Origin of the sequence: Novosphingopyxis sp. YJ-S2-01, assembly GCF_016093175.1 — a bacterium.
Lineage (GTDB): Bacteria > Pseudomonadota > Alphaproteobacteria > Sphingomonadales > Sphingomonadaceae > Novosphingopyxis > Novosphingopyxis iocasae.
In genome coordinates this window covers 2,207,323-2,221,480 of record NZ_JAEDAI010000001.1, presented here as the reverse complement: position 1 = coordinate 2,221,480, position 14,158 = coordinate 2,207,323, and the positions used below count along the sequence as shown (strand labels likewise).

General features: G+C 60.3%; 11 protein-coding genes. 1 reads left to right on the top strand and 10 read right to left on the bottom strand.

All coding sequences use genetic code 11. The features are described from left to right. Nucleotides 1-9: 9 nt before the first annotated feature. Nucleotides 10-1,323, top strand: a complete 1,314-nt coding sequence (locus tag I6A82_RS10850) for a PepSY-associated TM helix domain-containing protein (RefSeq protein WP_198094883.1) — start codon at nucleotides 10-12, stop codon at nucleotides 1,321-1,323. Nucleotides 1,324-1,678: 355 nt separating this feature from the next. Here the strand turns inward: I6A82_RS10850 and I6A82_RS10845 are convergent, their stop codons facing one another. The 10 genes from I6A82_RS10845 to I6A82_RS10800 all read right to left on the bottom strand — a co-directional run bounded on the left by I6A82_RS10845 (nucleotide 1,679) and on the right by I6A82_RS10800 (nucleotide 13,859). Beyond that, nucleotides 1,679-2,383 carry a M48 family metallopeptidase gene (locus I6A82_RS10845; RefSeq protein WP_198094882.1) on the bottom strand — a complete coding sequence of 235 codons (705 nt, stop codon included), beginning with the start codon at nucleotides 2,381-2,383 and terminating at the stop codon, nucleotides 1,679-1,681. After that, nucleotides 2,383-5,478 carry a type I restriction endonuclease subunit R gene (locus I6A82_RS10840; protein ID WP_198094881.1) on the bottom strand — a complete coding sequence of 1,032 codons (3,096 nt, stop codon included), beginning with the start codon at nucleotides 5,476-5,478 and terminating at the stop codon, nucleotides 2,383-2,385. Before I6A82_RS10840 ends, I6A82_RS10845 begins: the two co-directional genes overlap by 1 nt. Then, complete coding sequence (locus tag I6A82_RS10835; protein WP_198094880.1) at nucleotides 5,471-6,778, bottom strand: restriction endonuclease subunit S; 1,308 nt, start codon at nucleotides 6,776-6,778, stop codon at nucleotides 5,471-5,473. Before I6A82_RS10835 ends, I6A82_RS10840 begins: the two co-directional genes overlap by 8 nt. Then, a complete protein-coding gene (locus tag I6A82_RS10830; protein ID WP_198094879.1) occupies nucleotides 6,769-9,261 on the bottom strand; it encodes a type I restriction-modification system subunit M in 2,493 nt (830 codons plus the stop codon). The genes I6A82_RS10835 and I6A82_RS10830 overlap by 10 nt, the downstream gene beginning before the upstream one ends. Nucleotides 9,262-9,668: 407 nt before the next feature. Beyond that, entirely contained in the window at nucleotides 9,669-9,893 is a 225-nt protein-coding gene (locus tag I6A82_RS10825; protein WP_198094878.1) for a hypothetical protein, read from the bottom strand. A gap of 91 nt (nucleotides 9,894-9,984) precedes the next feature. Further along, entirely contained in the window at nucleotides 9,985-10,497 is a 513-nt protein-coding gene (locus tag I6A82_RS10820) for a hypothetical protein (RefSeq protein WP_198094877.1), read from the bottom strand. 125 nt (nucleotides 10,498-10,622) lie between these two features. Next, the gene (locus I6A82_RS10815; RefSeq protein ID WP_198094876.1) at nucleotides 10,623-11,180 is read right to left on the bottom strand and encodes a hypothetical protein; all 558 of its coding nucleotides are present in this window, start codon (nucleotides 11,178-11,180) and stop codon (nucleotides 10,623-10,625) included. 246 nt (nucleotides 11,181-11,426) lie between these two features. Continuing rightward, complete coding sequence (locus I6A82_RS10810) at nucleotides 11,427-11,987, bottom strand: hypothetical protein (RefSeq protein ID WP_198094875.1); 561 nt, start codon at nucleotides 11,985-11,987, stop codon at nucleotides 11,427-11,429. After that, a complete protein-coding gene (locus I6A82_RS10805) occupies nucleotides 11,984-12,883 on the bottom strand; it encodes a hypothetical protein (protein WP_198094874.1) in 900 nt (299 codons plus the stop codon). Before I6A82_RS10805 ends, I6A82_RS10810 begins: the two co-directional genes overlap by 4 nt. A gap of 88 nt (nucleotides 12,884-12,971) precedes the next feature. Then, complete coding sequence (locus I6A82_RS10800; protein WP_198094873.1) at nucleotides 12,972-13,859, bottom strand: exonuclease domain-containing protein; 888 nt, start codon at nucleotides 13,857-13,859, stop codon at nucleotides 12,972-12,974. Between the last annotated feature and the right edge of the window lie 299 nt (nucleotides 13,860-14,158).

The window sequence follows — 14,158 nt, the reverse complement described above, 5'->3', positions numbered from 1 at the left end:
AGCGTCCTGATGGCGTCCCCGTCCGCAAAATCCGCCCTTTCGGCCCATTCGGCGATCGGCCTTGTCGTCGGCGCGCTGCTCTATATCGTTTGCGTGACGGGCACTCTGTCGGTCTTCTATCCGGAGCTGCAGCGGCTTGAGCAGGTCTCCGCCCCGGAGATGAGCCAAATCGATCCGGCCGCCGCGCAGCGGGGGATGGAGGCGGTGCTGGAGAAAGAGCAGGCGCAGGGGCTCGCGCCCACTACCCATTTTTACATCCACATTCCCACCGAAGACCTGCCCCGCGCCACGATCAGCACCGATACGCAGGCATTCCACCTGGATGCGTCCGGCGCCATTGCGATGCCGGAAGAGATCGCTTGGTCCGATTTTCTCATCGCGCTCCATTACAAGCTCAGCTTGCCCAATTTCTGGGGACTGACCCTGGTCGGCGCCTTGGGCGCAATGTTGCTGGCTCTGGCCTTTACCGGGGTGCTCGCATTGCCGCGGATCTTTCGCGATGCCTATCGGCTGAATGCGCGCTCGGCCAACACGGCGCTCGCAGACTGGCACAATCGCCTCAGCACTTGGACGCTGCCCTTTTCGCTGGCGATCGCATTTACCGGCGCAGCGATCGGTCTCGGCGGCTTGGGGGCGCTGGTCATGGGCAAGACGGCCTATGACGGTGACAGCGCGGCCGTTTATGCCCCGATCTTCGGTGAAGAGATGGAGGGGAAGGAGACGGTAGACGGCCCCCCGGACGTTGCCGGTCCGCTGGCCTATGTGGCCGAGCGATTTCCTGATCTCAAGCCGACCTATGCGATTATCCATGATCCGCTGCAGCCAGGGCAGCATGTGCAGATTCTGGGCGGTTATCCGCGGCGGCTGATCTTTGGCGAATATTACAACTTCGATGAATCCGGCCGTTTCCTGGGATCTGCAGGACTGGCGGATGGGGACCTCGGTCAACAGGCGGCCGCCTCCACCTATAATCTGCATTTCGGCAATTATGGCGGGCTGCCGGTGAAGATCGTTTATTTCATTCTCGGTATGGCCGTCAGCGTGATCAGCGCAACCGGCTTTTACATATGGCTGGCCAAGCGCCGCCGACGCGGGCACCGTGATGAAGCCTTGCGTGCTTCCTGGCATGCGGTGGTATGGGGTTGCCCGGCCATGATCCTGACGACCTTTGCGGCGCGAATCATCATCGGGGACGATGCGCCGTTCGACGCGATCTTCTGGACCGGACAGCTCTTGCTGGTTTTGGTCGCAGCTCTCTGGGCAAAACGCCGCACACGCTGCGCGCCGTCCCGCAGCGACCGACTGAAAACCAGCGCCGCCTAAGGCAAACGCTGAGGTCGTCACGAAAGGAAGATGGTCGGGGAGAGAGGATTCGAACCCAGAATAGCTCTCGACCGCAACCGCAGATTTCCGCGGGTTTTGCAGAATTGCGTGCCTCTTGTGCAGGGCTTATGTGTGGGTGTCCAGTGTCCACTTATCGATGTCCACAACTAGCAACGGGTTGCTCGCATTATCTGGACGGCGGACAGCGATCATCCCTAGCTAAAAGGGGCAGCGGTGACGTTTTCAATCGGGAAAAGCTCGTTGGTTACCGTCACAGCTTGATCCTGCTCCCTTAAGGAGCCTTGATCGCGACCATCGGGCAGATCGCATTTAAACTCGGCCCAAAAATCTATTTCTAAATCGCAGGGACTGGAAGCTCGTTCAGTTCTAAGCGAGCTTCGGCCCAGTTCGGGTAGTTCTTTGTGAGAATCTCGAAGAATTTCGGGCTATGGGTTGGTTCGAGAATATGAATCATTTCGTGAACCACCACGTATTCGAGTAGGTCGCGGGGCTTCTTCACGAGTTCGGTGTTCAACCTGATCGTGCGCTGCGCAGCGTTACAACTGCCCCACTTCGTTTTCATTCGTTGTAGGAAATAGCGTTCAACGGTCACTCCTAAACGAGGCTCCCATTTTTTGATTATGGGCGGGAGGGCTTGGTGCAAAAGACCGAGGTGCCACCGATGAATGATCTCGGCCCGCCTTGATGCGTCTGACCCAGGCCTGACACAAAGATGGATGGTTCGATGGTCAACGGTCACACCTTGTCGACCTTCGCGCTCTTCGATCTTTAGGAGGTGACGCCTTCCCCAAAGATAATGGCTTTCGCGTGTCACGAACCGCCGCGGTGACTCGCGAACTTGGCCCCGGAATCGCTCCTGCTGCTTTCGTATCCAGCCAAGGCGTGTAATGGCGTAGGCGCGAGCCACTTCGATCCGTGTGTCAGTCGGTGCAACGAGTGTGACGCGACCTTCCGGAGGATGAACTGAAAGGTGGACATTCTTCACTGCCTTTCGGGTCACTGCGATCGACAAGTCAGCGATTTCGATTGTCTCGACCATCAATACCCCGGTTGGCTCTTGATGATTTTGAAGATCGCCATGGTAGCATCACGGTCGCGGTCGAAGAGGGGGAACAGTGTGTTTTTAACTTCCTTTTCTCGGATGGGATCGCCTTTCCATCCTGCGGGCGCGCGCTCGCGGACAGCGATGTCCACTTCGAGTGCTAGATTTGCTCTTTCATCATCATCTGGCGGACAAACGAATGTCGTTGCCGGGAGCGCTGTCAAGTTGCTGTAGATCACAGCGGCTTCACGGTTGCCTTGAAGCACCGCCGGTAGCCCCGGATCGGCTTCCTTTTCCGCTAGCTTCCGAACCAGTTCCTCGGCTTCGCGAAGAAACTCTTCGTAGGCCTCCGCACTCTCGCGAGCATGCTTGATTAGGTCCTCGAGCAGTTTGGACATCTCCTCATAGAAGCGCGGGTCGGTTAGTTGCTCGCGGATGATCGTCTTGCGGATATTATTGATGATCCCCTCGGCGATCGCGTTCTTCGAAAGCTTGCCTTTCTCGTTGAGCTGTTTGGCAATGGCATCGTGGATTCCGGTTTCGATGATCGCTTTGGTGAGCGATACCTTGGAGAGCGTTCCAAGAGTGTTGGCCGCCTCTGCCTCAATGTAAGTGTTCAGGAGATGCCGCATGTCCGCCTCGTAGGGCTTGATGTCGAGCTCCTCTCCCGAGTGTCGCTTGACCGCTGCGCGCAAGTCCGCATACGCCTCGACTTCTCCAACGATCTCGGCCTGCTCTGTCGCTGAGTATCCCGCCTCTTCTAGGTTGGCGGCCAGCGCACCATACGCTCGCACGAACGAGGCAACCGACTTGTAGAAGGCGATCCGCAACGGTTCCGTCTCCAGCAGCGCTTCGGGGCTACCGGCATCGCCGCAGAAATATCGCAGGAACTGCTCGACCTCGCGAGGCGGCGGAACGGGTTCGCATAAATAGTGCAGTTCCTCGCGGATAGCATCCAGTCGCGCCTTACCTTCTTCGAGCCATTCCTTGATCGTGACGTTATTGTTGCCGCCGTCCCCTTGGTCGACATCGAGCTCGTCGGAGCTGTAGATTGCAATTGCCTCTTGGACCTTCCCGAACAGCTCCTTGAAGTCGACAATGTAGCCATATTCCTTGTCGTCGCCATCGAGTCGGTTGGTGCGGCAGATCGCCTGAAAAAGATTGTGATCGCGCAGTGTGTCGTCGAGATAGATGTAGGTGCAACTTGGGGCATCGAAGCCGGTGAGCAGCTTTGAGACGACGATGATCAGCTTCATGTTCGCAGGTTCTTCGATGAACCGACGCTTGATCTCCGTTTCATAGGCTCCGGTGCTCTGACCGCTCGCGAGCACAAAATTCGTGTAAGTGTCGAATTTGTAGCGTTCATCGCTCTTGGCAGGTTCACGGGAGACCGCGTTGTGGTTCGGCTCGAATGAGGTGACAATCCCCACTTGGCCAGCCAGACGGGTGCCCTGAAAGAGCCGGAAGTATTCGCATGCGTCGCGAATGGAATCGGCGACTAGGATCGCTGTGCCGCGATCATCTGACAGGCGAGGCTTGAGATCGAAGTCCTTGACGATCTCAGCAACGATACGCTGTTTGCGACCTGTCGAACTGAGCAGCTCTTCCATCCTCGCCCACCGCTTGCGAAGAACTGCCTTCTGATATTTGTTCAGGCCCTTAGTCTGCTTCTCGAACCAAGCGTCGATGGCAGCTGGGTCCGTCATTTTCTGCGGCACGTCGCGGGCTTCGTATTTCAGGTCGAGGACCACCTTGTCCCGCACGGCTTCCTGAAACTTGTAGGTATGGATGTAGGTCCCGAAAACGTCTCGCGTGGTCTGCCGGTCTTTCTTCAGGAGCGGCGTGCCGGTAAAGCCTACGAAGATCGCACCCTCCAACCAACGCTTCATCTGCTTGTTCATGTCGCCGCCCTGCGTGCGGTGACATTCGTCCACGAAGACGTAGAACCGGCCGTGCACCTTTGGCGGCGGACCCGATAGGTCGGTCGTGTCGAATTTATGAATCAGTGCGCAGATCAAGCGGGGCGAGGGGGAGGCCAGCCAACTCACGAACTGGTCCCGCTTCGTCACCCGCGGCGAGGGTGCGTCAGCTGCGGTGACACCGGCGTTTCGCATCACGCCCTCGATTTGCTTATCGAGTTCGTCCCGGTCGGTGACAATAAGGACGCGCGCCTCGGGGTCGTGTTCCAGTATCCACTTGGCCAGCAGGACCATCAGGATACTCTTGCCCGAACCCTGCGAGTGCCAGATCACCCCGCCTTCGCGTCTTGCCAACCGTTCCTGGGCCAGCTTCACACCGGTGAACTGATGCTGCCGTGGCACCTTCTTCTGGCCGGCGTCGAAAATGACGAAGTGTCGGATGAGATCGAGTAGGCGGTCCTTGCGCAGCATCTGACCGATCGGTCGATCGAGCAAAGCACCGGGAGCGAGATCGTCGGTTGGCGAGTCCTCGTCGCGCCATTCCACGAAGTAGGTTTCTGGCGTTCCCATCGTCCCATAGCGCAGTCCCTGCGTGTCATTGCCAGCTAGCAGCAATTGCGCGGCAGCGAAGAAAGGGGCGTTGAAGATCTCTTCCTGGTTCGAGATCAGTTGTCTGATTCCGTCACCGATCTCGACCGAGGAGCGCTTGAGTTCGATCACCGCGACAGCAAGGCCATTGAGATAGACCACGAGATCGGGCCGCCGTTCGTGGCCGCCCTTGATGGTCACCTCTTCTGCCAATGCGAAGTCGTTGTTTTCCGGGTTGTCCCAGTCGACCAGATGGATTGTCTTGAAGGGCTCGCTGGCAGAGGTTTGGACGTCCACTCCGTAACGCAGCAGCGTGTAGGTGCGCATGTTGGCCTGGTAGAGCGTGGTGCCGGTGACCTCGATCGCCTGCATCAGCTTGGTCAGTGCCGCGTTGATCTCGTCCGGCGTGTAACCCCGCTCGGATAGGTTCGAGCGCAGAAGCTCGGGTTCGACGCAGCGATTTTTGTCGCGCTTGGACCAGTCGCCGAGATATTTATAACCGAGACCGTCGTTCGCTGCGGGCGCGGTGATAAAGTGCACTAGGCGATCCTGTGTCACCCGTTCGCTCCGGGGGCGGTCAAGCATGAGCCAATTCTTTGCTGGCGTCCTCTTCTGTCTCAACGGGAAGGCGCACGCGACCCGTCAATAGCGCCTGCATCATTGCCTGCTTCAGCGCGGTGGTTTTGGACAAGCGACGTTGAAGCGTGGCGATCTCGATAGACATATCGCCTATGACTTCGGCAATCGCTCTCTGCTCCTCGGGTTCCGGCAGCAGGATTTCTGCAGATGCGATGTGCTTGCGGTTAGTCGCATAAACCTTCGTGCCCGCTGCCAGGCGACGGAGATGGCGTGTGAAGTCAGGAATATGCTGCAAGTAGGCCTTAAAGCCGTCAGCAAGAACAGCTTTATCGAACCTCACGGCGATTGTGTGCTGACCGGCGACAAGATCGATTTCATCAAGGCCTCGCACTTCGACCGACTTCCCGATCCCATTAAGATCTTCGGAGGCATCGACGAAAACAAGATCGCCGTCTTCCAAGCGCGAGAGCCGACGCGCTTCTCCCTCTGGCAGCCGAGGAAAATCGTTACAATCAAGGTCCAGATGGGTGTCAGGAAATACGTGAATATCTCCGTAATGAAGATAGCGGATGGGATCCTCGATTGTGAGTTGTGCGCGAGAATGGGTGCCGTTCTTCAGGAAGGACACATGGTCGCCCAATTTTTTTACTTGCCATGGCTTTGAGAAGCCGGGCAGGCGCTCTTTTCCGGTTAGCAAGCGCTGCATGGTGGCGGTGCGCAGGTCGCGCTTTTTGGCGAGCAGCTTGATCATAGCCGAAATCGTCGCATCCACATCCGCCAGCGCCACCGCTATGGCGCGCTGTTCGGGGAGTGACGGGACGGGAAGGCGCATTTTGTTAAGAGCACTAAGATTCACAACGATCTGTGCAGATCCGGCACTAGGCCGCAGAAACTCGGCCCGACCAGAAGGCGAGTTTAGGAGTGCAACCAGGAAGTTTGGATTGAGCTCGGCCTTTGTTCGCAAAAGCCCAACAGCTCTGGATATATTTGCGCCTATCAATCTTGCCGGGACGACTGCTGCTTCGCCCGGGTATCCAACCAGGGCGATGACGACATCATTTTCCCCAAGGACGGTTCGCGCATATTCGGAGCTTTTCTCAACTGAGATCAGAGGCTGGTCAGAGCCAATGCGTCCTTCAGCAATGTCTCCACCCCTTAGCATAGGTATCCCAACAGATTGGAACTTGCCCGCTTTGACAACCCCGTAAGTCGCTCTCTGTTTAAGAAACCGTTCAAGGGGTTCAACAGGCCAATCCGCTGGGAGAACTCCGATCTCGGTCTGCTTGTATCCGCGCCTTATTTCCATGTCGCACCCATGGCCTTGAGATGACCGGCAACACGCGATGAAAGCGTATCAACCTCCCGCTCCAACTGAGGCAAGGGCGAAGCGTAACGCTCGGCAAGGGTGCAGACCCTAGCAGCAAGCTTTTGAGCCACCTGCTGCACCTCCCCGGCAACCCTCTCCTCGACGACCGCGAGCCATTTGTCAGCGACTACGAGTGTCTTCACGTCATCCTCGCTGAGTGCAGCGTATCTCTTATGAACAAGTTGCCAGAGTTTGTCTTGGGCCGCTTTGCGCTGCTTCTTTGTCTTGGCGAGCGCATCGATCACCTTCTTGTAGGCTTCCAGCGCGGCTCGCTCATCTGCGAAATCGAGGTCTTCGCCGATCTCCTTCAGCCTGTCCTTGAGCGCCTTCGCCACGATCTTCTGCTTGTCGCCTTCGCCCTCGATCACCTCGGACAGCAGTCCGTCCTCGCCCGAACCTTCCTCGATCTGGTCGGCAAGATCCTGTTCCAGTTCGGCGATGCGACCGTCGAGCTCGTCGATCGCCGCCTGTTCGGCTTCGAAATAGCGATCCACCATGAGCCGCGCCGGAACCAGGTCGGACGTGAAGCGGCGTTTGCCCAGCATGTAGTCACCCGGCTCGGGCCATTCCATCTTCCCGCTCTTGCCCTTGCGCTTGACGATTTCGCGCGGCTGCACTCCATCCACCCAGCCGACAGCCGCGATCAGATAAGCGTCATCCTGCAGGGTCTCGGCCCAGTAATCCATCAGGTGCTGATACACGTCATAGTGATTGAGCATCGGGACAGCCCGGAAGGCGTCCAGCAGATCCTCGGAGATTGTTTCGATCAGCTCTTTCGGATTATCGCCGGCTGCAAAGCGGCGGCACGTCGCATCCGTCCTTTCGCGCCAGGCAGTAAAAACTTCTCCGGCCGAGGTCGCGAAACGCTTGAATTCCGTGTCGGCGCTGATCGCATCCTTCACTTGTTCAGCGGGGAGCGTCATACCGAGAAAGCCGGGCCGCAAATCTCCGAATAGCTCGCCGCGAAGCCTGGGCATGACCTCCCACCAAGGCTGAAGCGCATCGACGTCTCTTACAGGGATGCCGCCGTTGAGATGCGCGTCGATATCGTGGATGTCTTCCGGCTCAGACGTGTCGATGTAGCGCGCGAGGTTCAGGTTGAACGCGTTTCGCTCGTCCATGATTTCGTCAAACGGGACCATGCGGGCGTATCTCTGCAAATCCGCACCCTTGCGGAAAGTGTCGACGATCCGGTGAATGTCCTGCTCGCGCAGGCGGTTTTTGGCGCCGTCCTTTCGGAACCCTTTCGCGGCGTCGATCATGAAGATCCCGCGGCGGGCAGTGGCATTCTCCTTGTCAAGAACGACGAGGCAGGCCGGGATGCCGGTCCCATAAAAGAGGTTGGCAGGCAGGCCAATGATCCCCTTGAGGTAGCCGGATCGCACAAGCGCCTCGCGCAACGTCGCCTCAGCATTGCCGCGGAATAAAACGCCGTGAGGGAGGACGCAAACCGCCTTGCCTGTGCTGTTCATCGATCGGATGATGTGGAGCAGATAGGCGTAGTCCCCCTGCTTTTTCGGCGGCGCTCCCCAAGCGAAGCGGTTATGAATGTCCGCGACCGCTCCCTCCTCGTCGTAGGAGAAGCCATTGCTCCATGACTTGTCGGAGAAGGGTGGGTTTGCGACGACGTAATCGTAAGTGCGCAAGCGCTCATTTTCCAAGAACTTGGGCGCTGTCAGCGTGTTGCCGGGCAAGATATTGGCGGTTGGGAAGTCGTGCAGGATCATATTCATGCGGGCAAGACCGGCGGTGGTGACATCCTTCTCCTGGCCTTCCAAAGTGATCCGTTTGCCCGCTTCGGCTGCAACCTTAAGCAACAACGAGCCGGAGCCGCATGTGGGGTCATATGCGGTGGTTCCGGCGACGGAATTTCGGGGGGAGATACCAATAACTTTTGCGATAATGCGGCTGACTTCGGATGGCGTGTAGAACTGGCCTTTGCTTTTGCCGCTTTCCGTCGCGAAGTGCCGCATCAGGTATTCGTAGGCATCTCCCAGGATGTCGTCATGATCGGCACGGTTCTGCGCGAAATCGAGATCGGGACTGTTGAAGATAGCAATCAGGTTACTGATTCGCTTCTCTTTCTCACTACCATCCCCGAGCTTGTTCGGATCGTTGAAGTCCGGAAAGTCGGTACGAGCGAGCCGTTCGTTGGCATCGACTAGCGGCTGGATGACCTGGGTGTTGATCAGATCGCCGATCTCCGGGTTGCCGGTAAGCGCCACCATGTCATCGAAGGATGCGCCTTCGGGGATGACGATCGGAGGCTCCATGTCGTCGCTGTTCGCATACTTGTCCGACACGTATTTAATGAACAGCATGAACAGGACGTAGTCCTTGTATTGGGTCGAATCCATGCCGCCACGCAGCTCGTTACAGGACGCCCAGAGCGATGAATAAAGGTCGGACTTTTTGACGGCCATAAATCTTCTTTCTGCGATTGCTCGGCTCACCGTGTTCGTAGGCCCATGACAAGGCGCGCGCCATTGCTCTGCTTACCGGTGGCTTGAGGTAAGGTGCTTGTTTTGCCGATAACGCCGGGGCTCCGGCCACGTCCAGTCCCAACGCCAGCGGGTCAATCATGGGGGCGCTCGGTGTTCGGTAGGCAAACACCGCGTCCGAACGTATTCCGGCACCTAACACTTCGGTATTGCGGCGAGGCACGGCGCTGATCGTTGGGCGCCGACGGACGAGTGCCGCACCTGATGCAGCGCCGGGTAAGTTTAGTCTGCAGGCCGACCGGCGAACTCACAGAACATGGTTCGGCGAATGCGGATGTAAAAAAAAGTGGGCGGGCGGGCCACCGTAGCAGGCCGCCTCAAGTATCGTGTCAATCGCTGCCGGTCTCCCGATCGGCGAACGCGAGCTGCATCAGCCGCTCGCTCAACGCGCGGGCGCCTTGCCGGTAAGCAAGCTCGCCCCAGTCCGGCCAGCGGTCGATCCGCTCGTGAAGCCAGAACAGCATCCTGTCGCGCGCGTAGTCGTCCGAGAACGTGATCGACCACAGAACGCGTGTGAGCGGGATGTTCGGTCCAAGACCCGTCCCTGCCAGCACGATCGCAGACTGCCCTGCGATGTCCTTGCGACCGAACCGGTATTGCAGGTGCAGGGTCGCACGCTCGTGCGCCGCGATTAGGCGATCCCGTTCACCCTGGTCCGGCGTGCTCGCTAGACCGTGGAACGATTTGAGCGTGGGCAGCCCGATCGCGAGCGGCGCCGCGTCGGGGCTCCGGGTGGATGCGAGCATCAGCAGCACCGCGTGGCCTTCGGGGGGACAGCTCGGCGTTCGGCTTGGCTACCGTTTGCGGCATCAGCTGCTTCAGGCCGGCGAGCCAGGTGAGGTAGTGCCGGCTCAGGTCCCAACTGCCAAACAGGTCGAGCGCGCGTTCCTCGGTGTGGATCACGCGGCGATCGAGCGAGACCAGCGTGGCGAGCATAAACTCGAGTTCCTCGTTGCGGGTATCGTCGCGCGGGATCCGTGCCATTCCAAGCCGCGAGACCCAGAAGTATTCGCGGACGCTGGGCCACCGCTGGCCCGTGTGGTCGGTCAGCGGCGGCAAACCGTCGAGTTCGCCCTGGGCGACGAGCCAGTAGCCCCAGGACAGGTTGGGATTGAACCGGTCGGAGTAGGGGATCTCGTCCCAGTCGCGCGCGCTCACCGGCGGCGCTCCGGATCGAGACCGACCGGCGGCGGTGATGCCGGATCGAGCTGGATGTCGCTGTGGCCTTTGTCATCTACGGTCGCCCTGAGCTGCCGGGCGAGCCTGCAGGTCTGTTCGTAGACCTAGGCGAGGTCACGGTAGACGCGTCCGCTCTCGGCACCAAGGTCGTTCGGATTGACTCGACGACCGGGGACCAGGTCGTGGTTCCGGTCGCACTGAAACCCGAACCACCAAAGCGGTTGGTGACTGCTGCGACCGTCATCACCATCTTCGCTCCGGCCGGGGCGTTTCCGAGCAGCCGCGATCGGATGGCAAATGGTGATCTCCGCAGGCCCGCCCTCGCAGGGCGCCGCGTAGTCGAGGCCGCCGTGCGGGCTGATGCCAAGCGCACCCGGCACGGCGTCGACCTGGAAGCCGGACAGGGGATGATCCCCGTTCACCCCGACATAGCCCCCGAGAGCCCCGTCCTGCTGCCGTAGGATGTTGCAGCGCAGACCGGTGGAGGCGTCCACCCAGGCGAGCTTGTCGGGCTCCTCCTGCCATGGTCCGTCGCCCGAAGGATGGCGTGCGGGGACGTGGAACACCTGCGTTGCTTCGATCTGCGTGCCCGCGATCTGGTAGGTTCTGGTTTCGCCGACCGGCACGAGCGCCTGGCTGGTGGTGGTCTTCTTTTTCGGCATTTTCGATAAGTCCTTCTGATACGAAAAAAGCCGCTGTCCCGGTTGGACGAGCGGCTGATGATCGCTCGCCGGATGGCGGGCGCGGATGGGCACGATAGATTGCGGATGACGGGCCGTGTCGGCTCCCGCCATCCTGCTGGATCAGGTCATCTTTTCCTCCCTCTTCATTCCATCATCATCGTCGTCATCACGGCTGCCGATCCAATCGACGCTGAACCGCCGCGACGAAGCGATGCTGCTTGGCTTTCAGATCGGTGCGTTGCGCGCTCGCTCGATCAGGCGCCAAGCTTCCCATGCCGAGGCGAGCCGATCGCGCTGCTTTGGCCCGCAATGGGTCCACAGGAAGAGAAGCCACAGCGCCTGGGCATCGCGCGCTGCGCTGGCTTCCATCGCCGTCCACATGGGACCGCTCTCGGTGACGATGTCATAGGCGGCGGCTACCTCAGCGAGTTCGCGTTGTCCGCACGGGTGGCAGATCGTTGTCAGATCGGGACGGTAGCGTGCGACCAAGCCCGGCGGGTAGGGCGACAGTAAATGGTGGGGCAAGGCGTTGTGCCGTTCCGCGTGGTCCAGCGTGCGCCGGGTATGAGACAGCACCGTCGCATCGCGCGGGATCCGCTCGGCGATAGATTGGGTGATCTCGGCTTGCGTCTCGCCGGATCCGAAGGAACGGCGGTCGAGTTCGAACCGCGCGCCGTTCGACGGGTCTGTCCTTACCAAGAGCAGCGCGGCGCCCGGCGTTTCGCCGCGATCGATACAGACCGACACCAGAACGTGCGGATGCGACCTGCGGCGGCCCACGATCATGCCGCCTGCTCCATCCGGTAGACATTCCCCCGCAAGGCGGCTTCGCGCAGCCGGTCACGCGCCCACGGCTTGAAGTCGCGGATCACGAACGCGCTGTCCGGACAGACCGCCAGTGCCGCATCGGCGATAGCCGTCGCGCTGCGCTCCCGGTCGCAGCAGATAGCGCCCATTGCCGCCAGCCAGCGCATGCCGATGATCGTGGTGGTGAGGACGTCGGCGAGGACCTGATCCTTAACGTCGTTCCACTTGTCGGCTTCGACCAGTTTTCCGATGGCCTCGGGCGGCGAGGGCTTGGAGGGGATCCCGCAACCCGCGGCATACTCGTCGAGATGGACCGCGTCGGCCTGCACTGCGGTCGAGCGGCACAGGTCGATCCGCTCGCGGGCATAAGGCGAGGTGTCGAGCAGATGGACTGGCAGGCTAAGGCCGTGGCGGGAGGCCTGATAACGCAGCACGGCGAGGTCGCGTGCCTCTCCGCCCCACGTCACCATCCGCGCATCACGGCCGATCGCATCGAGCGCGTTGAAGAATTCGCGCAGGATGTCGGTCTCCGTGTAATCCGCAAGCGTCATAACAACCGGTTCGCTGATTTCGGGAAGGTCGCTCTGGCCGTCGAACCGGACCACCATCCAGGCGGCGGCGGCAATCATGTGGAAGGGCCAGCGGAGCTTCTCTTCCTTGCGCCGTCCGCGCTGGTCGTATTTGGGTCCGCGGCCGTAGGTCCATGCCTCGTGCGCGTCGCGCCGAAACTTGTACTCGAAATCGCAGACGAGAAAGACGCGCGGACCAGTTGTCTCGTCTCGCGCGTGCGCGGCGATTGCGGCATGTGCTTGTCGCTCGAGTGAGCGCTCCAGCGCGACGAGGTCGGCGGCGACATTGAGGGTGTTATCGGTCATTTCATTTCCTTTGGTGCAGATGCACGAAGGCCCGCCGGTTCGGGCGGGCCTTCGTGAAGCTTGTGATGGGTAAATTGGTGAGCTGCGATCAGCGGTGCCGTTCGTGCGCGGTCATAGTGCCGAGCGTGGGCTCCGGAAGGCCGCTGCGATAGAACCACGCCCGCTCGTGATCGACCAGCTCGGGCTCGATCTCCTTCTCCCAGACGCTCGCGCCCGCATTCCAGCGATATTGCCGCGCTTTCAGCAGATCCTTCTTCCCGATCGGCGAGCCGGTCGCGCGCACGAGCGTGCTGGTCCGGTCGGCGCCTTCCAGCAGCCGTTTGAAATGCGTGCATTCGGGATCGGCGCCCCAGCCTCCGCGGCGCTGTTGGAGGAGCAAGAAGAGGCTCCAGACATCGTCACCTGCGCGATGGGCGGTGCTGTGCCAGCCCTCCTGTGCCAGCAGCCATTGCTGCGCGCGCCCGTCGAGCCCGGAGCGTAGCCAGTCGATATCTTTCATCGAGCAGCCCCAGGCGACACCTGCGAGCTGCGGATACCGCTGCTCCAGCCAGGCAATTTCGAACGACGCATTGTGCGCCACGAGCAGGTCCGCGCGATCCAGCATGGCCAGGACCGTATCGTCGGGGATCGACTTGCCGATCAGGTGGTGGTTCGCAAGGCCCGTGAGCCAGGTAATGCGCGGGTCGATCATGACGCCTGGATCTTCCTGCCAGACGCGCGGCGCGGCGTGGTTCACGACCTCGCCATTCTCGTCCACCCAGACGAGCATAATCGCCAGTTCCATGATGCGATCGCTGGCGGGATCGAGACCTGTGGTTTCCAGGTCGATCAGTGCTAGGCAGCGCGCATCGGGCGGCGCGCCGATTGGCGTATCGAAATAGGGCCTCGGGACCGCGCGGAGGACGCGATAATTGCCATCGGTTGCGAGGCGGCCCGCGAGCGCCTCGCTGTCAGGGTTGAGATGTTCTGTGTTCATGGGGTTTTGCCTTTCGGTTCGGTTGCCGAACCGGCGAGGCGGAAGCCGAGCGCTCACGCTCTTTTCCTTCCCCTAGCCGGTTCACCCGGCAGGCCTCCTTTCAGTAACCAAAATTCCTCCCGGCCCGCAGCTGTCAGCGAAGGGTCCGCAACTCTTCCAAGGCGTCGCCGACGCCGCCCCAGGACGATGGTTCGTCCGCACAGGATGGCGCGCCGGAGCTGCGCACATAGAATGGATTGAAACCGATCGACCGGATGGAAGATCGGCGAGGAGCCCGGGGCAGCGCCCGTGCGACGTGT